Origin of the sequence: Pseudomonas sp. fls2-241-TYG-175 (genome assembly GCF_030209155.1) — a bacterium.
Taxonomy (GTDB): Bacteria; Pseudomonadota; Gammaproteobacteria; order Pseudomonadales; family Pseudomonadaceae; genus Aquipseudomonas; species Aquipseudomonas viridiflava.
The window spans coordinates 118,268-143,962 of the sequence record NZ_JARVSO010000011.1 but is presented as its reverse complement, the minus strand read 5'-3'; the positions used below and the strand labels follow the sequence as shown (position 1 = coordinate 143,962).

The following is a 25,695-nucleotide window of genomic DNA, read 5'->3' as shown; positions in this document are numbered from 1 at the left end:
TGGTTTTCCTTATACCGCTTCTGACGCCAGAATCGCCACCTGAACTGACTGCCGGAGCGCATCTGATGTGGCAAAGCTATTTAAACGGTCTGCTGGTGGCTGCGGGCCTGATCATGGCCATCGGCACGCAGAACGCGTTCGTTCTGGCGCAAGGGCTGCGTCGTGAGCACCATGTTCCGGTGGCCTTGGTGTGCATTGTCTGCGACGCGCTGCTGATTGCTGCCGGCGTGTTCGGCCTGGCGAATGTGCTGGCGCAGAACCCTACCCTGCTGGCCGTTGCGCGTTGGGGCGGCGTGGTATTCCTGAGCTGGTATGGCCTGCAGGCTCTGCGTCGCGCCTGTTCATCACAGGGCCTGGAAAACAGCGCCGCCACCGGGATGAGATCGCGGCGCGCCGTGTTGCTCAGTGCGCTGGCCGTGACCCTGCTCAATCCGCATGTCTATCTGGACACGGTATTGCTGATCGGATCGCTCGGTGCACAGCAGGCCGTACCCGAAGCCTACGTGGTCGGTGCCGCCAGCGCCTCGCTGCTGTGGTTCTCGAGTCTTGCCATCGGCGCAGCCTGGCTCGCGCCCTGGCTGGCACGGCCAGCAACCTGGCGACTGCTGGACGTGCTGGTGGCGGTGATGATGTTTACCGTTGCTGTGCAGTTGATTCGTAGCGCTTGAGTGATTTTCATGGCCATTGGGTCGACAACGCTGGAACCTCTTTCCCACACAGTTGTTGCGTGGTTATGCCGCAGGGCCGGTGCTATAGTCCGGGGTCTGCGCCGCAAAAGAGTAAAACTCCCGGTGCATGCTGTATCCGGCCGCCCGTGATCGGCCGTGCGATAACCGCAAATGACCTGAAAGGAGATAAACCATGGCTTTTGAATTGCCGCCACTGCCTTATGCCCACGATGCTCTGCAGCCGCACATTTCCAGGGAAACGCTGGAATATCACCACGACAAGCACCACAACACTTACGTCGTGAACCTGAACAACCTGGTGCCAGGCACCGAGTTCGAAGGCAAGACTCTGGAAGAAATCGTCAAGACCTCCTCGGGTGGCATCTTCAACAACGCCGCTCAGGTCTGGAACCACACCTTCTACTGGGAATGCCTCTCGCCTAACGGCGGCGGTGAGCCTACCGGCCCGCTGGCTGACGCAATCAACACTGCGTTCGGTTCGTTCGACAAGTTCAAGGAAGAGTTCAGCAAGACTTCCATCGGCACCTTCGGCTCCGGCTGGGGCTGGCTGGTGAAGAAAGCTGACGGCTCCCTGGCGCTGGCCAGCACCATTGGTGCGGGCAACCCGATGACCAGCGGTGACAAGCCTCTGCTGACCTGCGACGTCTGGGAACACGCCTACTACATCGACTACCGCAATGTGCGTCCGAAGTACGTAGAAGCGTTCTGGAACCTGGTGAACTGGGACTTCGTGGCCAAGCAATACGCCGCCTGATTTCCAGTGTCATCAAGAACCCGGCCTTGTGCCGGGTTTTTTATTGCCTGCATTCGGCACGCGTGTGACAGGAAGCAAGCCCCTCAATATCGTGAAGGCACCGCGAATGTGTCACTCAAATGCGTGAATATGGCAGTTTTTCATGTACAACTGTAACGTCGTGTATTGCCAGAAAACGTTAGCTGACTAATATCACGCAACAGTTCTTTTACAGCGTTACGCTCAAGTTACAAGCGCAGCCGCCCGACACACTAGGATTGCACGAGTCCGTGGGTCCCAGGCAGCGGCGCAGAAAAGAGGGATCAACCGGGCACGACCGTCCCGCTCATCCGTTTTTCGAGGGTGACAGGGCGATACGCCTGCGACTTGAATTAAGGAACGGCCATTGAAGCTGGAACTCAAGAACAGCTTGTCGGTGAAGTTGCTGCGCGTGGTGCTGCTATCGGCGTTCTTTGTCGGCGTGGTATTGAGCTGCGCGCAGATCGTCTACGACGCCTACAAAACCCGCCAGGCAGTGGTAAGCGACGCCGAACGCATACTGGACATGTTCAGAGACCCCTCCACGCAGGCGGTCTACAGCCTGGACCGGGAAATGGGCATGCAGGTCATCGAAGGCCTGTTTCAGGACAATGCCGTGCGCATGGCCTCCATCGGGCATCCGAACGAAACCCTGCTGGCCGAAAAAGACCGACCGCTTAAAACCTCTTCAACGCGCTGGCTCACGGATCTCATTCTGGGTCAGGAGCGCAGCTTTACCACGCAATTGGTCGGACGCAGCCCGTACAGTGAATACTACGGCGATCTGCGCATCACCCTGGACACCGCCAACTACGGCGAAGGTTTCATCATCAATGCCGTGATCATTTTTATCTCCGGCGTGCTGCGGGCGCTGGCGATGGGTCTCGTGTTGTACCTGGTCTATCACTGGCTGTTGACCAAGCCGCTCTCGCGAATCATCGAACACCTGACCGCCATCAACCCTGATCGCCCCAGCGAGCATCAGCTGCCCCTGCTCAAGGGCCATGAAAAGAACGAGCTGGGTATCTGGGTCAACACGGCCAACCAGTTGCTCGCCTCCATCGAACGTAATACCTACCTGCGCCACGAAGCCGAAAACAATCTGCAACGCATGGCGCAATACGATTTCCTGACCGGACTTCCCAACCGGGTGCAGTTGCAGATGAGCCTGGAGAACATTCTGGAGAACGCCGGACGGCAACAGCATCGGGTCGCTGTGCTGTGTGTCGGCCTGGATGACTTCAAGGGCATCAACGAGCAGTTCAGTTATCAGGCCGGCGATCAGCTGCTACTGGCCCTGGCGGACCGGTTGCGCGCCCACAGCGGTCGACTGGGTGCGCTGGCACGTCTGGGCGGCGATCAATTTGCGCTGGTCCAGGCGGACATCGCAGAGCCTTACGAAGCGGCCGAGCTGGCGCAGAACGTACTGGATGAACTCGAGGCCCCGTTCACCGTGGATGGCCAGTCCATTCGGCTGCGCGCAACCATCGGTATCACGCTGTTCCCGGAGGATGGCGACAGCCCCGAGAAGCTGCTGCAAAAGGCCGAGCAGACCATGACCCTGGCCAAGGCCAGATCGCGCAATCGCTATCAGTTCTACATCGCCAGCGTCGACTCCGAGATGCGTCGGCGCCGCGAACTGGAAAAGGACCTGCGCGAAGCCCTGCCGCGCAATCAGCTGTACATGGTCTATCAGCCACAGATCAGCTATCGCGACCATCAGATCGTCGGCGTGGAAGCGTTGATCCGCTGGCAGCACCCCGAGCACGGTCTGGTGCCGCCAGACGTGTTCATCCCGCTGGCCGAACAGAACGGCACCATCATTGCGCTGGGTGAATGGGTGCTGGACCAGGCCTGTCGGCAGTTGCGCGAATGGCACGACCAGGGCTTCACGGACCTGCGCATGGCCGTCAACCTCTCCACCGTGCAGCTGCACCACGCCGAGTTGCCCCGCGTGGTGAACAACCTGTTGCAGATCTACCGCCTGCCACCCCGCAGCCTCGAGCTGGAAGTGACCGAAACCGGATTGATGGAGGACATCACCACGGCTGCCCAGCATCTGCTCAGCCTGCGGCGCTCCGGAGCATTGATTGCGATTGATGACTTCGGCACGGGTTACTCCTCCCTGAGCTACCTGAAAAGCCTGCCGCTGGACAAGATCAAGATCGACAAGAGTTTCGTCCAGGACCTGATCGACGATGATGACGACGCAACCATCGTGCGTGCAATCATTCAACTGGGTAAGAGTCTGGGCATGCAGGTCATTGCCGAAGGCGTCGAAACGGTCGAGCAGGAAGCGTATGTGATCTCTGAGGGCTGCCATGAAGGCCAGGGCTATTTCTACAGCAAGCCGCTGCCCGCACGCGAGTTGCTGGCGTTCCTGAAGCTGGACCAGCGCAATAACGCCGCCATTCTCTGAACCGGCCTCACACCGCTGCACGGCCGAATAAAGCTGTCCTCGTAATATCCCGAAACCGACTGTTACAAGCTCTCGGGTAGCTGTTCGCGACTCGACAGGCGTTTTGCCTTTACATCGAATGCAAATCTTTCGCATTATGTCGCAGATTTTCTGGGCGCTCTGCGCCTTCACCCCTATGAACGCAGGATTCCGTCATGATTCGTATGCCTTTGGCAACCGCCAGTCTCTTGGCCATCGCTATCTCTCTCGCCGGTTGTGGCGAAGGCAAGGACAAGGCTGTAACTCCACCTGCCGCGGCTGCGCCTGCTGCTCCGGCCGCCGCGCCAGCACCGGCTGCACCCGCCACACCTGCCGCAGCCCAGACCGATGACGCCGCCGCCAAGGCTGTGGTCGCCAACTACGCGAACATGGTTTCCGCTGTTTTCAGCGATGCCGAAGCCGGTGCCAAAAAACTGAGCACTGCCGTCGATGCATTCCTGGCCAAGCCGAACGACGAAACCCTCAAGGCCGCTCGCGACGCCTGGGTTGCCGCACGTGTTCCTTACATGCAGAGCGAAGTATTCCGCTTCGGCAACACCATCATCGACGACTGGGAAGGACAGGTTAACGCCTGGCCGCTGGACGAAGGCCTGATCGACTACGTTGCCAAGGATTACCAGCACGCACTGGGCAACCCTGGCGCAACCGCCAATATCATCGCCAATACTGAAATCCAGGTGGGCGAAGACAAGGTCGACGTCAAGCAGATCACTTCAGAGAAACTCGCCAGCCTGAATGAACTGGGCGGTTCCGAAGCCAACGTTGCCACCGGCTACCACGCCATCGAATTCCTGCTGTGGGGCCAGGACCTGAACGGCACCGGCCCTGGCGCCGGCAATCGTCCAGCCAGCGATTACCTGGAAGGCGCTGGCGCAACCGGCGGCCACAACGACCGTCGTCGTGCCTACCTGAAAGCCGTGACCGACCTGCTGGTCAGCGACCTCGAAGAAATGTCCGGCAACTGGAAAGCCGGCGTCGCCGATAACTACCGCGCTACGCTGGAAGCCGAATCCGGCGTCGACGGTCTGCGCAAGATGCTGTTCGGCATGGGCAGCCTGTCGCTGGGCGAACTGGCGGGCGAGCGCATGAAAGTGGCGCTGGAAGCCAACTCCAGCGAAGACGAACACGACTGCTTCAGCGACAACACGCACAACTCGCACTTCTACAACGGCAAGGGCATTCGCAACGTTTACCTGGGCGAATACACCCGCACCGACAGCACCAGGATCAGCGGCCCGAGCCTGTCGTCGCTGGTCGCCAAGGTAGACCCTGCGACCGACGCCACCCTGCGCGCCGACCTGGACGATACCCAGGCCAAGCTGCAGGTCATCGTCGACCATGCCAACAAGGGCGAGCACTTCGATCAACTGATCGCAGCAGGCAACACAGCTGGCAATCAGGTTGTTCGTGACGCCATCGCCGCACTGGTCAAGCAGACCGGCGCTATCGAGCAGGCGGCAGGCAAGCTGGGCATCACCGATCTGAACCCGGACAACGCTGACCACGAGTTCTGATCCACCGTCGCTGTCTGGATGTCCCCAAATGCCGGTCTTGCTGACCGGCATTTTTTTTGTCTGGATGACACGATTTGCATGACCTGCCAGTGACTTTTCAGCGCTGCCTGTAGGGCCTTTCCCAAACCCCTTCCAGCGTATTGATTGCACCTCTTGCACCACCGACTATCCGCGCCTCATGCCCTCTTCAAGGCGCGCTCATGCCCGAGTTTGAAACCGGTCCCCACGACCTGCCGTGGTCGAAAAATGCCTATCTGCTGCTCAATCCCATGAGCGTTCCGAACCTGAACAGGAGGATCGCCGAATGGGAGCTGAGCGGGGTCCGCACGATGCTGTTTTCGCAGACCCGGCTCAGCGAGAGCCTGAACGTCTCTCCTGCGCTGATTCAACTGGAGGATCCCTATGATCCGATGCTTGCGCGCTTTCTCGACCATGCGCGCGAGGAATGGGGGCTATTGCTGTTCAGCCCGGCGGACCGGAAAACCCTCATCGACCATTTGCGCTGGCTGATGTTTGTCGAGATGCCGACAGGCCAGACCTGCTACATGAACCTTTCGGACACATCACTGGCCAACGCCCTGTTCGGCATGCATCCGGGGCACTTCGACAATCGCCTGTTTGGCCCTATCGATCATGTCTACGCACCCGACAGGATGACCGAGCAGTGGGGTAGTCACGGACGCATCGGCGAATCGATGCCCCATGATCCGAAAATCCCTTATCGCTTGAGCGCCGAGCAGATCGACGCGTTGGGCGACGTCATGTTTCGCCTGACCGTCGTCAACCTCGATCAGCATCTGCGCCGTTTCTTTCCGGTTTACCTGCCCGACGTGTCATTGAAGACGCGCTACGAACAGGTGCACAGGCTGGCCAGCACTGCCTACGAACAAGGCTTCAAGAGTGAAGCCGACATCTTCCATTACGCCAACGTTGTCCTCTTTCTCGCCGATCAGCCTGAGGATGCTCATCCCGAGATCAGGGCACTGCTGCGCGACACCTCTGAGTTGACCCCCTCACAGCGCATCGAGCGGGCCCACTGGCTCGTGGTGCTGGACGCCCGGCAGCAGGAAGGAGCATCGCAATGAACCCGCAAGACAATCCAAAAACACTGCCTGCCAAGGACAAGGCCTACTGGGAATCCAGGGCCAGGGAACATGTCGATTCGCACAGTAGACCGAACACCTGCCCAGCCCCCACCAACAACATCCAGTTGCTTCCACTGCGCTACGGACGGGTGGAACGGCTTGGCAGCAAACCGGATTCCAAAGTTTACGCGCGCCTCAAACGCCCTTTGGGTCTGCGTCTGCTTCGAGACGGCTACCTGTATGTGATCGAAGAACGCACCGGCTACCTGCATGAATACCGAGTCGAAAACGGCGTCCCGACCAAGCTGCTCTGGAAAGGCGCCGAGGTTGTTCAGGACATTCGGCAGAACAGCACGGGAGAACACGCGCTGGTCTTCCCAAACGACAGCATCCTGCATGTTGCCTACTCGGAACTGCAATGGACCGCAGCCAAATGTGCCCAGGCGCTGGGCAACGCTGCGGATCGTTTCTACTTCATGCAGAAAGTGGATCTGGCCAAGGCTGACTGCCTGAAAGGCGGCGTCCACCTGAAGGTCCAGAAGCAGGTCAGTGAGCAGCTCGCCGAACTGGCCGAGCAACCTGCCCAGCACTGCGCCACACCCGATATCTCGCAGGCAGAACAGCAGGATTACGTCTGGGAGCATCAGCCTCTGTTTCGCGAAGCCCACATTGGCGAGTTCAAGCACTTGATCAAGCCGCTGCACGAGAAAAGCCATTTGTATCTGGTGCTCGACGACAGCATCGGCATCCTGCGCGATCTGGCCGAAGAGCAGGACACCGTGGTCGGCTGGATAGAAGAATGGCGTGAGCGAAACAACAACGAAACCCGCTTTCTCACTGCCACCTACATCGACACGCTGATGACCGTGGGCGACACCAATGCCCGTCAGGTAAATCCCGATTCAAAGCTGCTCAAGAAGACCACGCCGCAGCAGCGCTCGCGCATCTACGACTTCATCAACGCCCGTAACCAGTGGCGCCGTGAAAAACGTTTGGGGCCAGAGCCCTCCAGGACCCCCGACGGCCACTATGCCTACAGGAGGGGCGCCGATTACAACGAGCGCTTTCAGCAGCGGTTTGCCAGGCTGGACATGGAAAACAAACAGGCGCAGATGAGATCGGCGCTGGGCGAAAAGCTCCATGGGGAGCTCGAAGAGGATATCGAAGCGCTGGATGAAAACAGTCAGGGCACGCTGAACGGTGTGGGGCTGGGTTCCCGGGGCATCAACGATCTCGTTCGTCATGACGAGATGCAAAGCTACCTGAATCAGGAGCGTTCGCACCTCAGGCGCTGGACCCAGCGACTGGATGACATCACTCATGACCGGATCAGCCTGTTCACCCAGAGCGAACTCTACCGAAGCGCTTGGTACTTCGACCCGGACCATCCTGACCAGCTGAAAAGCGCACTGGCCATGGAGCTCAACTGCACCCGCGACCTGTGCCGCACGGAAGAAAGCCTGCAAAGGGTCAGCGACTATTTTCACGACAACCCGCATTACATTCTGCCGGTGTTTTATGGACGCCTGAATCTGGAATTCCTGCGCTCCAAATCGAGCGACCTGATCAAACTGCTGGATGGCATCAAAAACTTTGGCGCAGCGCTTGCCGATGCTCAGGACCGTATCACCAAGGTCAGCCATGTCATGGGCCATCACTGGACCCTGAGCCTGAATCTGCCTGAAGCCGCACGCCCGCTGCATCAGGCGGTCATCGCCAGCTACATACCGTCCATCGCCCTGCGTATGGAGCAGTGGCTGCGGGATATGCACAGCAAACTGAACGACACGGAAGTGCGTCAGCACCTGAACACATTTTTGAAGCAGAACAATCGGGCGCAACGCCTGGGCGCGCTGGTAGCCATGCAGCAGGAAGCCGTCACGCTGAACGTTGCCAACGAAACCGATGTGCAGAAATACCGCGACGCGTTCGTGCGCCTGAATCACCTGATCGAGGCCGAGAACGATCTGATCCGCGAGCGAACCCGTCTGAGCAAACTGAGCAACAAACGCTCACTGACGCCGACCCAACGCACTGAGCTGATGTACGACAAACAGTACATCCAGCAGCAGTTGCTACAAACCCGCAACCAGCTGGCCGCCGTACGCCGCGAACTGGAGAGCGCCATCACCCCTACCGGCAGACCCATCAATGGAGCCATCGGGGTGAAATTGAACATCAGCGATGCGCAGTTGCGGGTTCTGGAAGACGAAATTGCGCGTTATCGGGCTGGCGCGGCAAGGGGGTACGGGACTCAGGGGGCTGTCGGGAGCGCGTTCAAAGGCAGCTTGTTTCCGTTGCTGGCGATGATGTTGCAGATCGGGAATCTGGGGGATGCTTGGGATGTTTGGGAGAGGACTAAGGGAAATAGGTCTTTGAAGGAGATGGTGATAACAGGCGGTGCCTTGTTTTCTCCCGTAGCAGCAGCGCTTTCAGTTTATCAATCCGCACATATCGCGATTATCGACAACGTACTACGTAGGCTGACAACCAACCCTACAGGAATAGCGGGAGGATTATTTGCAGTCCGCGTGGGAAAATTAGGGTTGGGTTTGGGGGCATTCATAGTGCCACTCGGTCTGATTGGCGCTGTAGGGACAGCTTGGAATAACTGGGAAAAATGGAGTACGGCACTCAGCGCTGGCACAACAGGTGAAAAGCTCGGTGCAGGAACGGCACTGGTGGGCGATATCGGATCTACCGTTGTTAATGGGGCACTAACTGGCAACGCCGGCATTGAATTATATGGCCTACTTAGGGAGATCAGAGCAGCACCTGTAGCAGAGCGAAAACTGGTCGCCAATATGGCCTGGGCAACCCGAGGCGCACGCTTCCTACGATTTTGGATGAACATGACGCCTTGGGCGCTTATTTCAGCAGCGCTGCAATTAGGCGGCGAAACGCTTTACAACTATTTCAATCTTGATGACCAACAGAGGTGGTTGCTCAGCTCTCTCTGGGGCAAAGAGCCTCAGGGCTGGGATTGGCCCGCTCATGCGCAAAAGCTCGCTGAGGCTAACTTGCGTCCCACTTTTATCGACAAGGGCATGATTCGTCGCGAGATTGATGGCGAATCTGTGCGCAGCCTGCAGTTGGTGTTGCCCGGTCTGACCTGGGCCAGCTTCGACGCCACTTCATTACGATGGTCGGCCGAGTTGCATAACCTGTCCGATAAACAGGATGTCAGCGAAGTCCTTCGCCAAGGGCTCTCGATAGTCGCGGCATCGCCCTTGATTCTTGCACTGGAAGTTCCGAACAGCTGGCAAAGCCATCACGCGCAGCTGGTTGTGCGTGTGGCGGTCAAACCTGCACTGGTAACAACTTACTTGAAAGCCGATGAAGGCTACCTGACTTACCGCATTCCGCTTGGCATGGACATAGTGAGCAAACCTGTCAACGCATCGACCGACGAACCGGTAGAGAACCGTCAACTTCCAGCAACACAGATCACAAGGGAAAGTTTGAATGATATCTGACAAATACGACCGTCTTCCACAAGTAGGTGACACGGAAATAGAGCCCGGCACTGAAGTGTTCTACCTTGCACCAAGACCAGTACCAACAGGTGTTGCCGCCTATAGCTCCCGCAGCCTTCATCAGGATGCAAATGACGTTTATCTGGACTTCGGATTGAGCGCAGCGACGGTTGAATTTGCGGTTCGCTGTAGTATCGGTTCAGTTATGTCCGTTGTAATTTGGTTTCTGCTGGTATCCATAGGGTTGGGGATTGATGATCATTTCAGATATGGAGCTCCTGTTTTTGAAATTTTTCTGACTCTGTTTTTGCCGAATTATTATCTGTGGGGGTTCGCGGGAGGGTTGGCACTCATGTATTTCTGCTGCTTCGTCCACGCCGTCTATCCCCACTCCGCCATCCCTCCAACCCGCTTCAACCGTCAACGCCGCGAAGTCGCCTACGTCGCCAAGCGCGGAGAACCGCCCCGCTTCATCCCATGGGAAGACGTCATCGCCTGCGTCAGCAGCAGCATGGTCGCCACTGAATACGGTACTCAGCAGAAGTTCGCCCTGATGATCGGCCTGCGGGACGCATCGGACGGGCAGGTCGTATGGCTGACCGTGCCGAGCTACACACTGGGCATGGCGGTCGGCGAGTGGGAGGCGATTCGCGCTTACATGGAAGAAGGCCAGAGCGCACTGCCGTTGCCGATGATGGGCGAGAACATGGAGGAAGGCACGGTGGAGTTCTTCCACATGTGTCGCAAGGGCTACCGCTACGATCACTGGTACATACGCTATCTGTTCGGCTTTCTGCTCATCCAGTTCTGCAGCGGCTGGACCCTGCCCTGCCGCATCGCCGCCTGGGTCGAACGCCTGCCGAAGAAAGCCTTTCCCAAGGCCGTGCTCGACTGGTCAAAGCCCTTGCCGCCCGAGCAATGGCAACACCCCAGCGACGAACTGATTGAACAGAGCAAGGCCGTGCGCAAGACGCTTCGCAAAGGGCTGACGGTGTTCGATCACTTCGACAGGGTTGGAAAAAACAAGGTCAGCGAAAATGCCTGAGAACAAGTACGACCGGTTGCCACAAGCTGGCGATACGGAGAATGAGTCATGCGCTGAAGTGTTCTACCTTGCACCACGGCCCGTACCAACAGGTGTCGCTGCGTTCAGCTCCCGCAGCCTTCATCAAGATGCACATGACGTTTATCTGGACTTTGGATTGGGCTGCGCAGCTGTGGAGTTCGCAGTTCGTTGTTCTATCGGGTCAGTGCTGTCTGTTGCACTTTTTTTCGCGCTGACATCCATAGGATTGGGTATTAACGACTATGTGAAGTTTGGACGCCCAGTATTTGATATTTTTCTGACGCTATTTCTGACACACCCTTTTGTATGGATATTCATTGGTGGTTTGTCGCTAATGTATCTCTACTTTTTTGTCAAAGCCGTGTACCCCCACTCCACCATCCCACCCACCCGCTTCAACCGCCAACGCCGCGAAGTCGCCTACGTCGCCAAGCGCGGAGAACCGCCCCGCTTCATCCCTTGGGAAGACGTCATCGCCTGCGTCAGCAGCAGCATGGTCGCCACCGAATACGGCACGCAGCAGAAGTTCGCCCTGATGATCGGCCTGCGGGACGCGTCGGATGGGCAGGTCGTATGGCTCACCGTGCCCAGCTACACACTGGGCATGGCGGTCGGCGAGTGGGAGGCGATTCGCGCTTACATGGAGGAAGGCCCGAGCGCACTGCCGTTGCCGATGATGGGCGAGAACATGGAAGAAGGCACGGTGGAGTTCTTCCACATGTGTCGCAAGGGCTACCGCTACGATCATTGGTACATCCGTTACCTGTTCGGCTTTCTGCTCATCCAGTTCTGCAGCGGCTGGACCCTGCCCTGCCGCATCGCCGCCTGGGTCGAACGCCTGCCCAAGAAAGCCTTTCCCAAGGCCGTGCTCGACTGGTCAAAACCCTTGCCGCCCGAGCAACGGCAACACCCCAGTGATGAGCTGATTGAGCAGAGCAAGGCGGTGCGCAAGACGCTTCGCAAAGGACTGACGGTGTTCGATCATTTCAGTATGCAACCGAAACCTGGCGGGACAGCACGCCCCGTCACTGAACTTGAGAATTCGTAACAACACGTTACCTCAATGACAGCAAACGATAATCCCTCTTATTCAAACCGCACGAGGCTGATAAGCTTGCACGCCCTGATTTTCGCCACTTTTTGGGATGTGTATGGCTACGCGGTTTCGTCTGTCTCTTGCGCTGCTCACGACTCTGGTCGTGAGCGCGTGCGATGACGCCCCGCGTTTCACGCACGCCGAACCGGGCGAAGCACTGTCTGGCGGCAGTGCTACCGTCAAAAAGAGTGACCAGAATGCGTTTTCCCTGCCGTCGGCCAATCTGTCACCGGTACGTCGTCTGGACTTCAGCGTGGGCAACAGCTTCTTTCGCAGCCCTTGGGTCATTGCGCCCTCGACCACCACCGCGCGTGACGGGCTGGGACCATTGTTCAATACCAATGCGTGCCAGAACTGCCACATCAAGGATGGTCGCGGCCATCCGCCCGAAGCCGGAGACACAAATGCCGTGTCGATACTGGTCAGGCTGTCGATTCCTGACGATCCGGCCTTTGCAGACCTGATACAGCGTAACGGCGTGCTGCCCGAACCGAACTACGGCGGTCAGTTGCAGGACATGGCAAATCCAGGCGTCACGCCAGAAGGCAAGGTTCGCGTGGAGTACGATGCGCTCACTGTCAAGTTCCGGGACGGCACCGCCGTCGAACTGCGCCAGCCTACCTTGCGTATCACCCAACTGGGCTACGGCCCCATGCATCCCGAGACCCATGTTTCGGCAAGGATTGCGCCGCCCATGATCGGCCTCGGTCTGCTGGAGGCAATTGCGGACGAAGCCGTTCTGGCCAACGCCGACCCTGACGACAAGAATGGCGACGGCATCTCGGGGCGGGCCAACTGGGTCTGGGACGACGCGCAGCAAAAAGTCGTCATGGGACGTTTTGGCTGGAAAGCCGGACAACCCAACCTCAATCAGCAAAATGTGCACGCGTTTTCCGGCGACATGGGACTGACCACCAGCCTGCGCCGTTTCGACGATTGCACACCGGCCCAGACCGATTGTCTGGCGGCACCGAACGGGAACGGTCCGGACGGCGAGCCAGAGGTCAGCGATAACATTTTGCGGCTGGTCGAGTTCTACACGCGTAACCTGGGTGTTCCGGCGCGACGTAACGTCGACGACCCGCAGGTGCTGACGGGCAAGAACCTGTTTTTCCAGGCAGGCTGCCAACAGTGCCATGTCCCGTCTTTCAAGACTCGGGCAGACGCCGCCGAGCCTGAACTCGCCAATCAGGAGATTCGGCCTTATACCGATCTGCTGTTGCATGACATGGGCGACGGACTTGCCGATAATCGCACCGAGTTTCAGGCGACCGGCCGCGAGTGGCGCACGCCGCCACTCTGGGGGCTTGGCCTGACCGCTGCGGTCAACGGTCATACGCAGATGCTGCACGACGGTCGCGCGCGTAACGCCCTTGAGGCGATACTCTGGCACGGCGGCGAAGCCCAGGCGGCACAGCGACAGGTATTGGCGTTCAACGCCGAACAGCGCGAGGCGCTGTTGGCCTTTCTGAATTCATTGTGATTTTTTCCTCTTTTTCACGCATAAGGAGCCGGACATGTTCCGACCCAAGTTGTTGCTGACCAGCCTTGCGGCTCTCGCCTTGGGTGCCTGTTCGCCATCCGACCCTCAGGCCGTCACGTCTGCGGCCATCGCCAAACAGGTGATCCTGCCGACTTACAGCCGCTGGGTGGATGCCGACCGTCAACTGGCAAGCAGTGCGCTGGCGTTCTGTCAGGGCAAGACTGATCTGGCAACGGCCCGTGCGGACTTCCTGAAAGCGCAGAAAACCTGGGCTGAACTGCAACCGTTGCTGATCGGTCCGCTGGCCGAGGGCAACCGCGCCTGGCAGGTGCAGTTCTGGCCGGACAAAAAGAACCTGGTCGGACGTCAGGTCGAGCAACTGGTGACTGCCCAGCCGCAGATCAACGCAGAAGAGCTGTCCAAGGCCAGTGTCGTGGTCCAGGGCTTGTCCGCTTACGAATACATTCTGTTCGACGCTGAAATCGACATGGCCAATGCCGAGCAGAAAGCCCGTTACTGCCCATTGCTAATGGCCATCGGTGATCGTCAGAAGACCCTGGCCGAAGAAATCCTCAGCCGCTGGAACAGCAACGACGGCATGCTCGCGCAGCTCAGCAAGTTTCCGAATCAGCGTTACGCCGACTCTCACGAAGCCATTGCCGAGCTGCTGCGGGTCCAGGTGACAGCGCTGGACAGCCTCAAGAAAAAGCTCGGTACTCCATTGGGTCGCCAGAGCAAAGGCCAGCCGCAGCCTTTCCAGGCTGATGCATGGCGCAGTAAAGCGTCGCTCAGCAGCCTGGAAGCCAGTCTGGCAAGCGCCGAAACCGTGTGGACCGGAGTCGATAACAAGGGCTTGCGCGGCCTGCTGCCCGCCGAGCAGAAACCGCTGGCTGACAAAATCGATGCGGCTTACGCTGCCAGCCGCAAACTGCTGGCGGAGCTCAAGCCGCCATTGTCCGACTTGCTGGCGACCGAAGCCGGACGCCAGCAACTCAATGCGTTCTACGACAGCCTGAACGCGGTCCATCGTCTGCACGAAGGCGAACTGGCCAAGGCGCTGGGCATTCAGTTGGGTTTCAACGCCAACGACGGCGATTGATCGAGAGGGTGAAGTGATGTTTCGACGTCAGGTCCTGGCCATTGGCAGTCTGGTGCTCAGCGCTTTTACGCTGGGTGGCTGGACCCTGTTCAAGCAGAAGGATCAGGGGCCGCTGCTGCTGTCGGCCCGGGACGATGCAGAAGGCCGGCATTTCGCGGTCGGTTACCGACTGGACGGCACGCAAGTGTTCGCCACTCAGGTCGGCCAGCGCTGCCACGACATCATCAATCACCCTTCCCTGCCGCTGGCGGTGTTCATTGCGCGGCGTCCGGGCACCGAAAGCTACCTGCTCGACTTGCGCGACGGGAGCCTGCTGCAGACCATCACCTCTCTATCCGATCGACATTTCTACGGCCATGCTGTCATCCACCGCGACGGTGAATGGTTGTACGCCACCGAAAACGATACCCGCGACCCCGGCCGCGGGCTGCTGGGCGTGTATCGATTCGTCGATGAACGACTGGTGCATTCGGCAGAGATTCCAACCCACGGAATCGGCCCGCATCAGGTGTCCTGGATGCCGGACGGCGAAACCCTGGTGGTGGCCAACGGAGGCATTCGTACCGAGGCGGAAAGCCGCGTCGAGATGAATCTCAATGCCATGCAGCCCAGTCTGGTGCTGATGCAGCGCGACGGCACACTGCTGAGCAAGGAAACCCTGGCTCAACAGATGAACAGCGTGCGCCACATGGGCATCGCCAGCGACGGCACCATTGTTTCCGGACAGCAATTCATGGGGGACTCGCACGAGTTGTCCGAGCTGCTGGCCATCAAGCGTCCAGGACAGCCATTCCAGCCCTTTCCGGTCGCAGAAGACCAACTGCGCGCCATGAATCACTACACCGCCAGTGTCGCGGTACACAGCGACCTGCGCCTGGTCGCGCTCACCGCGCCTCGGGGCAACCGGTTCTTTATCTGGGACCTGGACAGCGGTGCCGTAAAACTCGACGCGCCGCTGCCCGACTGTGCTGGCGTCGGTGCTGTGGCTGACGGCTTTGTCGTGACCTCCGGCCAGGGCCGCTGCCGCTTCTACGACTGCCGCAAACCGGAGTTGCTGGCCACGCCGCTGGAGCTTCCGACCGGTTTCTGGGATAACCATTTGCATCTGGTCTAAGCGCGGCGCCCCTGATCGGCAATGGCCCGAATGCCTTCAACGGCATCGCTGAGCTGGGCGACGATTCGGTTGCCCACATCCTTGTCATCACCGCCCATGCGCTGATTGCGAACGAACGCCTTTTTGATCGTCTCCCAGCGAGTGAATTGTTCTTCGGTCAGCCGTCCGCACAGCTCGGTCAGCTTGAGCAGGTTTTCTTCTGCACCCTGGGTGAGCAGCTGTGACTCGCCACGGTAGTGATCTGATATCAACTTGTGGATCTCTGCTTCGTTCATGACCGCCGATACTTTCTCCGCCAGTCTGTTCATGTTGCGATAGCTGCCCTGAAGACGAAACGGTGGTTCGGTTCGGTACTCATCCGCCTGGGAGGCACTGTCGATGTAGGCTGCGTTGACGCGCAACAACACCTCCCGAATCGTCATCAGGCGGCGGATTGTTTCAGTCAGTTCGGTGATTTCTGCACCGCTGTATTCATGGCTCAGATCGCTGGTGCTGAACGTCTTTTCCTGAGCGTGCCCGGCCAACAGGTAAAAGTCCTGCATGTCCCGGTTGGCCAGAGGTGCCAGGACCGGATTGGACGTCATGCAGTTTTCGAGGTAACTCAAGGCAAAAGCACTTTCGTTGCCACCCGACACTTCGCCAAGGTTGTAGACATCAGCGCGGTTGACCAGCATATCGGGGATCCTGAACAGCTCGCCCGACTCCGTGTAAGGGTTGCCCGCCATTACAATGCAGAACTTCTTGCCACGCAGGTCGCAGGTTCGGGGCTGACCTTTCCAGACGCTTTCGATACGCCGGGAGCCGTCGCACAACGAAATGAATTTCTGAAGAAACTCGGGTGACAGGTGCTGGATATCGTCGATCAGCAGACAGACGTTGTTGCCCATTTCAAGCGCCAGGTTGAGTTTTTCAAGCTCCATGCGCGCAGGCCCGTCGATCGCTTGCGCAGGGTCCAGTGAACTCGTGCGATGGCCCAGGGCAGGCCCGTTGATCTTGACCAGCGCCATCCCCAATTGAAACGCTACGTATTCGATCAGTGTGGTCTTGCCGTAACCGGGCGGAGAAATGAGCATCAGCAGGCCCATCAGGTCACTGCGCTTGCCCTCCCCGGCGGTACCTATCTGCTTGGCCAGATTGTCGGCGATCAGCGGCAGGTAGACCTCGTTGATCAGCTGATTGCGAACGAAAGAGGTCAGAGGACGTGCCTGCAGATCGTTGATGCGCAGCACCTCACGCTCACGACGCAGAACCGATTGTCGCCACGACTGATAGCGGTGCATCTGGGGAATGAAAAGCTCACGGTGCGTGCGCAGGCGCGTGAAGAAATCATCCAGTGAGAACGCAAGGGAACCCGAGTCGAGTCTCTGATGCTCCCCCAGAAGACCGTCAATGCGGACGTTCACGGAAAACGTATTGACCCGTAGCGTCGGTTTGCCGGCGAAACGCAGCAACAGCAAGGCTGTCGCTTCCGGTGCAAAGTGAGCAAGCGCGTCCTGTCCGGAGTCGCTGCAGAGGCCCATCACCCAGTGCCCGATGAGCAACCATTGTCCCCGCAGGTCGTTTGCCATCGCCTGCACCGCATCGCTCAGTTCCACTCCACACGCGTCAGACTCCAGACGCCGCTCGAGCGCTCCGAGAATGTCCCAGCCATGCCCACTGATTTCGAAAACCGGACGGTCTTGCGTCAATACGTGCGCAAGGTAATCGGCGCTTTCCGACACGATCAGGGGTGAAACCGGCAAACCCGTCGCCACCGCGAAAGACTCGAGCGTCAGCGCAATGTCCCTGCGAATCTCGATCATGCCATCCGGGTGATTGAACAACCTGAGAACAGCAGCGCAGGACCGGGCCCGGCGCTGCAAGTCCGTCATCCTGGCCTCGAATGTTTCTGGCAGGTGCCAGGCAATCAATGCGAACGCTCTTGCCGATGGACTGAAATGCAACAGACCGGCCGACGCCATGCACGGCATCACCTGCTGGAGTATCAAGGCAGCGTCATGGTCATGGATGCCCCTTTCATAGCCTTGTTTGTAGAGCGGTGTGCAGAACTGCCGGATGTGCTGCTCCAACTGCTCAAACGTCATCTGCGAAAGGTCGATACCTGACTGCGCCGCAGCCTCGAGCACTTGGCCTGCGAGGTATTCGCTTCGATAGATGCTGTCTGACTCGGACTCCAGGCTGGTTTGGAAGCAGGCGCGAAACGACGCGATGGCTTCGTCGTCGAGCCTCTCATAAAAGTCAGTGCCGGTGATATGCACCCAGAGGTGCTCGTCTCGGGGCAAAAGGGTCAGGTCCAGTGCCTGGGTGTTGATACTGAACAGGTGTCTGGGCCCCAGTTTCAAGAGCGTACCGCTGGCATCGAACAGATCGGCCTTGTCCCGCTGCTCCCGCACCGCCTGATCGCGGGCAGCCTTCAGACGCGCTTCGATGTCGTCAGCCTTGACGCTGTCCTCAAGGATTCGCAGACGATCAGAAAGCTCGCGCAGCTTGAGCACTTGGGGGTCAGTGGCGAAAAAGCTGTTCAGTCGGTCGATGTCCAGACAACCCGAAAGACGACGCGGCAGGCTGTCCAGAATACGACTGGCTGCATCCGCGAGCCCCTGCGTCTGGCGCTGACGGGTATTGATCAGCGTCTGCCTGTGCTGCTCGAACGCCTCCAGTACCTCGTCACGCTTGCCCATGACATCGTTCAGAAACGACTCATGCTCACCAAAGCGGCTTTCCAGTTCGTCCAGCTGAATCAGCAATTTCGCCAGTTGGTCATCACACGCCTGAGGAGTGTTCGCCAGCGACAGGGCATGGGTCAGACTTTGGCCTATCAGTTGAAACCGTGCAGCAAACTGCGCAGTGGACTCGGACGAGACCAGCGCCTTGCGACGGGATCGAGCCTGCGCCATGGATTGATTCATGCGCGCGTAAACGCTGGAGATGGACTCGACGATGCCGGTGCGCTGCGTCGCGTCCTCGATACCTAGCGAGCTGGCAAGCCCCGACAACAGGTCCAGGGCGGTCGCCATTGTTGCGAGGCTTTCCAGGGGCGGCTCCAGTTCGAACACCGACGCTGCAGCCTGGACCTGGCGATCCAGCTCATCGAGTTGCTGGCTATAGGGCAAGAGTGCTTCGGCCTGGCACATGAAGTCGGCGGCATCGCCAGAGGTGCGTTCAAACTCGGCCAGCAGACTCTGCTCCATCTCTTCTATGGCGGGCAGATCGATGTAGCGTTGTTCCTTGAGGGTCACGAGATGGCCGCGCAAGCCGGTGATCGAATCCAGCCGGGCGACAAAACCCTGAATATCCTCGCAACGATTCAGGCGCAATTGACTGGCGAGCGCGACGTGACGCTGTCTTGCTTCTTGCATCAATCGGGTGGAATGGCCCCGCAAATGCTCGACTTTCTCGAATTCATCGGCAATCGAGCTGCCGGTATCAGCAATGCTGCGCAGTATCGATGCCAGCGAAGCCGTGCTGTCGTGCATCAACCAGTGGTACTTGTCGAACAGAAGCGCAACCTGCCGTTCCAGTGCGCTGAAACGAGCCGCCGTGGCGCGGGTAGCGACAGATTCTCTGGCAAGGTCATACAGGTCGGAAATGCCGCGGACCAATTCGGCATTGCCGATTCGGCCCAGAAACGAATGACTCGACGGCTGACCGGTTGCGTAATCCTCGGTGAAGAAAGGGGTCTGCCAGATCTGCACAGGATGGTTCCGGGCAGGTTCGGCCTCAGCCGAGAAAATCACCATGCGTCCGTCTTCGAGACGCGCATACCCATGACCGAATACGGGCGGCAGCAACTGCCGTCGGATGGTGTTGTAAGTGAACAGGGCCGAACGCCCCTCGACCGCGTCATGGAAGACGTACAGAAAATCCTCACCGTTGGGCGAGCGCAGCAGACGCTTGAACAGCATGCCCTGCATCGCAGACTCGAACAGCCTGTGCTCACCACTCTGAAGATAGAGACCTCCCGGAAAAACAACACCGTGGTCGTCGGGAAGGCGCTGACACGCCAAGCCAATCGCATCAATCCGGGTCAGCGCAAGCGCCTTCAGATTGCAGACCAGATAGCGGCACTGCTCTTCCTTGTAAGGCCGGACACTCAAGAGGATCAGATTGCCCAGTCTGGCGAAGGCCACCTGTACATCAGGCAGCGACTGGTTCTTTTCAGCGAGCGCCTCACGGTACAACTCAAGCCCGGTTTCTGACGGACCCTCGCCCCTGACAACCAGCTCGCCGTTCTCCAGATGGATATGGACGCTTTCAAGAATGGTAATACGGGGCGTTTGATCGTTGACGATCATCTCCCGACCCGCCTGAATCCATTCAAAATCGTAACGTGGCTCGTTAACGATATCGCGCTCCCCGCGATTATCGAGGTAGCGTACCTCGTTGCCTGATGCGCTCATCGACCAGCGGAAAACCCGGATATCCGTGAGACGTTCGCCGAATTGGAAACTGGCCAGCAAGCGGTTTTCAGAGACGGACAATTCCAGCAACCGTGCATCGCGGTAATAGGTATAAAGCTCCTCGAAATCCCTGCGAAACACAGGATCGGCCAGCCAGGTGCCGTCCACATCAACAGCGTGGGTTTCATAACCCTGCTCGCCCTCGCTCAGGCGAAACAGCGCAAACACATCGTCGATTCGGGCTGCCGCATTGAGCCCGGACGACACGTTGTAGCCGAACAGAAGATCGGGACCAACACGCACGATGCCTCTTGGAAGGCAGCTGTTTTCCGTGCGTAACCGAGCACGTCCCAGTACCTCCATCGAGCTGCACCCGAACTCTTCAAGCCTTTGGGCATTGAGCGTGTCGACCTGCCGAGACAGGCTGTCGCCCTGTTCCTGCAGGCGTTTGAGCAATACCTCATAGGCCCCACTTTCAGTGACCGCCGTGTTCAACGCTTCCTGAGTCGGGTTTTCAAACTGATCTTGGGACATGGGTCAATCCGGATGGGCAGGTCAGTGTCGTGAAGAAGCGCCCGGCAAACGAACCGGGCGCGGGCATGGGCATTACTGAGCGTCTGGACGGCGGTCCGACGCTCTTTCGGTGGCCACTCTGGAGAGCATCCCGAGTCCGGTCTGAATGACCTGAGCGGCAAGTGGGCTGCTCTGATTCAGACCTTCGATGGCTTTGCCGACCGAGAGGGACTTCACGAAGGCGTCGAACACGCCGTTATCCCCTCCGCCCACGAACTGGATGCTGGCCTTGCTCATGGCTGCGGACAGCACCTCGGCCTGTTGCTCGGCAATCTTCTCGTTGGCCGCGATGCTCGCCATGGTGATATCGAGCTGATTCTGCAGAGCCAGACGGAATTCTTCGTGCTCGCGGGCACCGCCCGTCAACTTCTGCATCGCCTCGAACTTCTCGGTCAGTCCCGCCGCTTCTGCCTCGAAACGTTTCTGAAGAACTTCGGCTTCGGCAGCGCCAACGTCCTGGATGGTCGCGGCTCTGGACTCGCCGATGGCCCTGTCGCCCTCGGCCTGGGACAACAGGCGCTGCTTCAATACGGCCGCTTCCGCTAGCCCCTCGCGCTCGATGGCTTCAGCGATCTGTATCCGAACCTCGGCATCGGACTCACCAACGGCACGATCACCTTCTGCCTGAGACAACAGCCGCTGCTTCAGCACCAGCGCCTCGGCCTGCCCTTCACGCTCGGAGGCCTCTGCGATCTGCATGCGAACCTCGGCCTCTGCCAGTCCTGATGCAGCCTTCTCGGCACGTACGCCCTCGGCTCGCTTGATCGCAGCCTGCGATTCACGTTCGGCCTTGCGCAAGTCGGCATCGGCCAGCGTCACCAGTTCCTTGGCCCGGTATTCGGACACCACTGTGTCCGCTTCGGCCTGTTTGACCAGACACACCAGATCGCGCTCGGCCTGCGCCTGGGCTTCGGTAACGACCACGGTTTTCTTGCGGTCCGCATCGGCGATCATACGTAATGTGGTGATGGCCTCTTCTTCCTGAGCGACGGTCTTTTCGACGATGACGCGCTCGCGCGTGACGCTGGCAATCTCCCCACGCTTTTCTTCAAGCTGCCGATCACGCTCGATTCGGCTCAGCGACACTTCGCGTTCGCGATCAACCTGCGCCAGGGCCTGGGCGCGAATGACGGTTTCCTTCTCGAGCATGACGACGCGCTCGCTGTTCTGGTTTGCAACATCCACTTCACGCTGATGATTGACCGCTGCGACATCGATGCGCTGCGCGGCGGCGATGCGGGCTTCCTCAGCTCGCAGATGCTCTTCGGACTGAACCTTGAGCGTCTCGGCTTCCTCGCGTGCGATCACCGATGCGATTTCACGCTTCTGCCGCGCCTGCGCATCCGCTTCCTGACGTTCCAGCGCCAGACTTGCTTCGATGGTTTCGACGTTCTTCTTCTGGATCTTCAGCGCCTGATCACGTTCCAGCTCGTTGGTGATGACGTTGTGGACGGAAGTCAGTTCGGTAATCTTGCGAATGCCCTCAGCATCGAGAATATTGTCGCGGTCGAGGTCAACCTTGGGCGTCTGCTCAAGGAAGTCGATGGCCACGTCCTCAAGCACATACCCGGAAAGATCCTGACCTATCACGTTGACGATCTCATCGCGAAAACGGACGCGATCCTCGAACAGCTCAACGAAATCGAATTGTTTGCCGACGGTCTTCAGCGCTTCGGAAAACTTCGCGTTGAACAACTCGTTGACAGCCGACTTGTCCGAGGCGCGCTGAACACCGATGGCCTTGGCGACCTTGAGGACGTCTTCACGGGTTTCGTTGACCCGCAGGAAAAAGGCCACGGTGATATCGGCACGCATGTTGTCCCGGCAGATCAGCCCACCCTTGCCTTTTCGATCGATCTCCAGCGTGATGACGCTGATCTTCATCTTTTCCATGAAGTAGAGATAAGGCAGCACCATGGCACCGGTGAAATAGACCTTGGGGCGACTGGACAGATCGTTGACGATAAGCGCTGTGCCCTGAGGGACCTTGACGTAGAAGGTCTTGATCAATAATGCCAAAGCGACCAAAGCAAGAACTGCGACGCAGAGGATAATGAGAAATGGCATGGCCATGTCCAGCATGCTGTATGACTCCATAATGGGCTCAGCCCTTGAATTCCGACTCGCTGACGACGAGATAGGCATGCTCGTCTGCGAGGTATTGAAGAAGCACCACCCGGTCATTGCGTTTGATTTCGGGGGTGCCGAAGGTACGAACCTGAAGCAGCAGCCCTGCGCCGCCATCGCTCATCAGCGCACGTCCGCTGTTGCAGTTCACGGTCTGGCTTGTGACGACCGCCACCTGCCCACAGATCGGCTTCGGTTCCGGCCCTCTGATCTTTCTGACGAGAGGTTTGAAAAGGCGAAGGGTGACCAGGGTAAAGATGGAAGCGGCCGCGAGGGCCAAAAGCCCACTGACAAACCCAAGGGGGTAGTAGAAAAAGCCGAGTGACAACTGGTCGATGAAAAGCAGCTGGCCGAAGTAGCTGACCAGCCAGCCCGAAAGACTGATCAGTGTCAGGATGATGGAAGCAGGCACGCCGGTGAGACCGAGGCGGGCAACCAGACCCTTACCCGATTCGGCGCTGGCACTGTCGAAGGCGGAAACGGCCTGCATGTCGATATCGACCGGACCGCTGTCAAGGATGCCCAAGCACACCATCAGCCAATAAATCATGGTTATTGCCAGCAACAGGCTGAAAATCACCACAGGGAACGACAACGCTGTTTCGATGAAATGGTACATGTCGACATCCTTTCGAATCAGGCGCACTGCTGCTCGCGATTACTCTTTATTCGCTGCAATACGGTTTGCGCACTGAAGGTGTCGACTGTGATCCCGGCATCCAGTAATCGCTGTTCAAGATCGGCATCGGCGAAGCTCGATTCCTCCTGAACCTGCCGACGGAGCTCTGTTTCCTGTTGACGTTGTCTGAGATCGCTCAAGGCATCCGTAGCACTTCGCAGCCTGCTGGCAGATTCCTCGTGAGATACCGCCCAGCCGCCCTGTGCCTGCTGCACGAATTCGGCGGTCCGCACCATTTCGACCTGTTGCCGGAGTGCCCACAGCTTCTGCTCACTGACGCGCAGACTTGCGCTCAGGCTGCTGACGGCGGTCGCATAGCCCTGCGCGATGCGGGCATCCTCGGCCATCCGTTTTTCCAGCAGACCGATCCTTGATGCAGTCTCCAGAGCAGTCGCTTCGTCGTCCGCTTCAAGTGCCGTTTCAGCGTCGCGAACCAGCAAAGCGACCTGTGCCCGTGCCTGCGTCACCTTTCGTGTTGCATGAAGACTCTTGGCCATCAGGCCCGCGAGACTGGAGCGGCTGGCGTCGAGGTGGTGTTCGGCGTTGCGGATTTCCTGATCGAGGATCTGCAACGTCTGTCGGGCCACGATACTGTTCGACGCCTCGCTTGCCCCGCCCCGCAAGGCAGTCACTATTTTCGTCCATATGCCGGCCATGCCATTTTCCCTTGGGCGTATTGATCGAATTCTGATGACTCGATAAACATCCGACGAAAGATGACATAGGACAAAACGGTGTTATGCCGGAACAGTCGTTTAAAAAAGTAAGAAACTTCCTCAGGAGCTGAAATTCGCGACGTTCAGCCCTTATATTTTTTCCAAACAGCGCATTAGCAACTAGATTTGAAGGACTGCCGTTCGGATCGCGTTCGCGATCCTGTGCGTTTCAAATCTTCCAGGGAAGTGAAGCATGTTGCGTCGTCGCATGTTGATAATGCTGGGCGTTGTGATGCTCGTCGTGCTTGCGCTCGCGGGTTACAAAGCGTTTTCCATCTATCGGCAGATTCAGCAGTTCAGTGCGCCGAAGCCGCCGGTCAGCGTGGCAGTGGTCAACGCTGTGGAGTTGCCCTGGCAAAGTCGGCTGCCTGCCATCGGTACGTTAAAAGCCGTCCAGGGTGTGGACCTGAGCCTGGAGATTGCGGGCACGGTCAAGGCGCTGCTATTCGAGTCCGGGCAGAAGGTTCGCGTCGGGCAGCCTCTGTTGCAACTGGACAGCGACGTGGAGCGGGCACTGCTGGGAACTGCCGAAGCGGACCTGGGGCTGGCACAGGTCGAACACGGACGCGGCAGCAGGCTGGTCGGCGATCAGGCAATTTCCCGCGGCGACTTCGACAAGCTGGCTGCGCAGCTGAAGAAGGCCGGTGCCACGGTGGCCCAACTCAAGGCCTCGCTGGCGAAGAAACAGATTCTGGCGCCGTTCAGCGGCACCATCGGGATTCGCCAGGTGGATGTCGGCGACTATCTGGCCAGCGGGACCGTGATTGCGACCCTGCAGGACTTGAGCAGCCTTTATGTGGACTTCCACGTGCCCGAACAGGCCCTGCCAAAACTCTCCGTCGGGCAGCGGGTGCAAGTCAGTGTGTCGGCTTATCCCGGCCAGTCGTTCGACGCCACGATCAGTGCGATCAATCCCAGGGTCGACGAAAGCACGCGCAACGTTCTGATTCGCGCCACTCAACCAAACCCGGACGGCAGACTGCTGCCCGGTATGTTTGTCGACCTCCAGGTCATTCTGCCCAGCGCGCCCAGCCAGATCGTGGTCCCGGAAAGCGCGATCACCTACAGCCTTTACGGCAATTCGGTTTACGTGGTGGTGGCCAGGCAAACCGAGGCAGGCAAGCCTGAAAGCAATCCCCGGGACGAACCACAACTGACGGTCGAGCGACGCTTCGTCAAAACCGGCGAACACCGTGAGGGCAACGTGGTGATTCTGGAAGGGCTCAAGGCGGGAGATCAGGTGGTAAGTGGCGGTCAGTTGAAGCTGGACAATGGCGCTCATGTCGCGATCAGCGCAGATGCGACGCAAACCAATGACAACAATCCTCCGGCCAGACGCGCGCAATGA

Annotated in this window: 15 protein-coding genes and 2 pseudogenes; 12 read left to right on the top strand and 5 right to left on the bottom strand. The window is 58.7% G+C overall.

Going from position 1 to position 25,695, the window contains the following annotated elements:
• Nucleotides 1–65 precede the first annotated feature (65 nt).
• The 11 genes from QRN20_RS09860 (at nt 66) to QRN20_RS09810 (ending at nt 15,852) form a co-directional block, all read left to right on the top strand.
• A complete protein-coding gene (locus tag QRN20_RS09860) occupies nt 66–668 on the top strand; it encodes a LysE/ArgO family amino acid transporter (RefSeq protein WP_058432478.1) in 603 nt (200 codons plus the stop codon).
• A 193-nt stretch (nt 669–861) separates the two neighbouring features.
• Entirely contained in the window at nt 862–1,443 is a 582-nt protein-coding gene (locus QRN20_RS09855; RefSeq protein WP_025996364.1) for a superoxide dismutase, read from the top strand.
• 385 nt (nt 1,444–1,828) lie between these two features.
• The gene (locus QRN20_RS09850; protein WP_096767539.1) at nt 1,829–3,880 is read left to right on the top strand and encodes a putative bifunctional diguanylate cyclase/phosphodiesterase; all 2,052 of its coding nucleotides are present in this window, start codon (nt 1,829–1,831) and stop codon (nt 3,878–3,880) included.
• A 194-nt stretch (nt 3,881–4,074) separates the two neighbouring features.
• Nucleotides 4,075–5,433 carry an imelysin family protein gene (locus tag QRN20_RS09845; protein WP_122605978.1) on the top strand — a complete coding sequence of 453 codons (1,359 nt, stop codon included), beginning with the start codon at nt 4,075–4,077 and terminating at the stop codon, nt 5,431–5,433.
• A gap of 200 nt (nt 5,434–5,633) precedes the next feature.
• The gene (locus QRN20_RS09840; RefSeq protein ID WP_217669946.1) at nt 5,634–6,518 is read left to right on the top strand and encodes a DUF4123 domain-containing protein; all 885 of its coding nucleotides are present in this window, start codon (nt 5,634–5,636) and stop codon (nt 6,516–6,518) included.
• Nucleotides 6,515–9,994, top strand: a complete 3,480-nt coding sequence (locus tag QRN20_RS09835) for a toxin VasX (protein ID WP_122605974.1) — start codon at nt 6,515–6,517, stop codon at nt 9,992–9,994. The genes QRN20_RS09840 and QRN20_RS09835 overlap by 4 nt, the downstream gene beginning before the upstream one ends.
• A gap of 352 nt (nt 9,995–10,346) precedes the next feature.
• Complete coding sequence (locus QRN20_RS09830; RefSeq protein WP_122413648.1) at nt 10,347–11,039, top strand: hypothetical protein; 693 nt, start codon at nt 10,347–10,349, stop codon at nt 11,037–11,039.
• On the top strand, nt 11,032–12,108 hold the full coding sequence (locus QRN20_RS09825) for a hypothetical protein (RefSeq protein ID WP_240994245.1): 1,077 nt from the start codon (nt 11,032–11,034) through the stop codon (nt 12,106–12,108). The genes QRN20_RS09830 and QRN20_RS09825 overlap by 8 nt, the downstream gene beginning before the upstream one ends.
• 103 nt (nt 12,109–12,211) lie before the next feature.
• A complete protein-coding gene (locus QRN20_RS09820; protein ID WP_122413646.1) occupies nt 12,212–13,639 on the top strand; it encodes a di-heme oxidoreductase family protein in 1,428 nt (475 codons plus the stop codon).
• Nucleotides 13,640–13,673: 34 nt separating this feature from the next.
• Nucleotides 13,674–14,738, top strand: a complete 1,065-nt coding sequence (locus QRN20_RS09815; RefSeq protein WP_004881463.1) for an imelysin family protein — start codon at nt 13,674–13,676, stop codon at nt 14,736–14,738.
• A 16-nt stretch (nt 14,739–14,754) separates the two neighbouring features.
• The gene (locus tag QRN20_RS09810) at nt 14,755–15,852 is read left to right on the top strand and encodes a DUF1513 domain-containing protein (protein WP_122413645.1); all 1,098 of its coding nucleotides are present in this window, start codon (nt 14,755–14,757) and stop codon (nt 15,850–15,852) included.
• Between the two features lie 17 nt (nt 15,853–15,869).
• On the opposite strand, the pseudogene QRN20_RS26860 reads toward QRN20_RS09810, so the two are convergent.
• The 5 genes and pseudogenes from QRN20_RS26860 to QRN20_RS09790 all read right to left on the bottom strand — a co-directional run.
• Nucleotides 15,870–17,457 (bottom strand): annotated as a pseudogene (locus QRN20_RS26860) (ATP-binding protein); the annotation flags it as partial.
• Between the two features lie 1,277 nt (nt 17,458–18,734).
• A pseudogene (locus QRN20_RS26855) lies at nt 18,735–20,786 on the bottom strand (DNA repair ATPase); the annotation flags it as partial.
• A 72-nt stretch (nt 20,787–20,858) separates the two neighbouring features.
• Nucleotides 20,859–22,892, bottom strand: coding sequence for a flotillin family protein (locus QRN20_RS09800; RefSeq protein ID WP_231991829.1), 2,034 nt, complete (start codon nt 22,890–22,892; stop codon nt 20,859–20,861).
• A 37-nt stretch (nt 22,893–22,929) separates the two neighbouring features.
• Nucleotides 22,930–23,571, bottom strand: a complete 642-nt coding sequence (locus tag QRN20_RS09795; RefSeq protein ID WP_122413643.1) for a hypothetical protein — start codon at nt 23,569–23,571, stop codon at nt 22,930–22,932.
• Between the two features lie 17 nt (nt 23,572–23,588).
• Nucleotides 23,589–24,287, bottom strand: coding sequence for a PspA/IM30 family protein (locus QRN20_RS09790; protein WP_058431433.1), 699 nt, complete (start codon nt 24,285–24,287; stop codon nt 23,589–23,591).
• 253 nt (nt 24,288–24,540) lie between these two features.
• Between QRN20_RS09790 and QRN20_RS09785 the strand changes: the two genes are divergently transcribed.
• A complete protein-coding gene (locus QRN20_RS09785; RefSeq protein ID WP_122413642.1) occupies nt 24,541–25,695 on the top strand; it encodes an efflux RND transporter periplasmic adaptor subunit in 1,155 nt (384 codons plus the stop codon).

What these genes read in the sequence shown, in the direction of transcription:
- QRN20_RS09860 (WP_058432478.1), top strand. Translation starts at nt 66, where the DNA reads ATGTGGCAAAGCTATTTAAACGGTCTGCTGGTGGCTGCGGGCCTGATC.
- QRN20_RS09855 (WP_025996364.1), top strand. Translation starts at nt 862, where the DNA reads ATGGCTTTTGAATTGCCGCCACTGCCTTATGCCCACGATGCTCTGCAG.
- QRN20_RS09845 (WP_122605978.1), top strand. Translation starts at nt 4,075, where the DNA reads ATGATTCGTATGCCTTTGGCAACCGCCAGTCTCTTGGCCATCGCTATC.
- QRN20_RS09840 (WP_217669946.1), top strand. Translation starts at nt 5,634, where the DNA reads ATGCCCGAGTTTGAAACCGGTCCCCACGACCTGCCGTGGTCGAAAAAT.
- QRN20_RS09835 (WP_122605974.1), top strand. Translation starts at nt 6,515, where the DNA reads ATGAACCCGCAAGACAATCCAAAAACACTGCCTGCCAAGGACAAGGCC.
- QRN20_RS09830 (WP_122413648.1), top strand. Translation starts at nt 10,347, where the DNA reads ATGTATTTCTGCTGCTTCGTCCACGCCGTCTATCCCCACTCCGCCATC.
- QRN20_RS09825 (WP_240994245.1), top strand. Translation starts at nt 11,032, where the DNA reads ATGCCTGAGAACAAGTACGACCGGTTGCCACAAGCTGGCGATACGGAG.
- QRN20_RS09820 (WP_122413646.1), top strand. Translation starts at nt 12,212, where the DNA reads ATGGCTACGCGGTTTCGTCTGTCTCTTGCGCTGCTCACGACTCTGGTC.
- QRN20_RS09815 (WP_004881463.1), top strand. Translation starts at nt 13,674, where the DNA reads ATGTTCCGACCCAAGTTGTTGCTGACCAGCCTTGCGGCTCTCGCCTTG.
- QRN20_RS09810 (WP_122413645.1), top strand. Translation starts at nt 14,755, where the DNA reads ATGTTTCGACGTCAGGTCCTGGCCATTGGCAGTCTGGTGCTCAGCGCT.
- QRN20_RS09800 (WP_231991829.1), bottom strand. Translation starts at nt 22,892, where the DNA reads ATGCCATTTCTCATTATCCTCTGCGTCGCAGTTCTTGCTTTGGTCGCT.
- QRN20_RS09795 (WP_122413643.1), bottom strand. Translation starts at nt 23,571, where the DNA reads ATGTACCATTTCATCGAAACAGCGTTGTCGTTCCCTGTGGTGATTTTC.
- QRN20_RS09790 (WP_058431433.1), bottom strand. Translation starts at nt 24,287, where the DNA reads ATGGCCGGCATATGGACGAAAATAGTGACTGCCTTGCGGGGCGGGGCA.
- QRN20_RS09785 (WP_122413642.1), top strand. Translation starts at nt 24,541, where the DNA reads ATGTTGCGTCGTCGCATGTTGATAATGCTGGGCGTTGTGATGCTCGTC.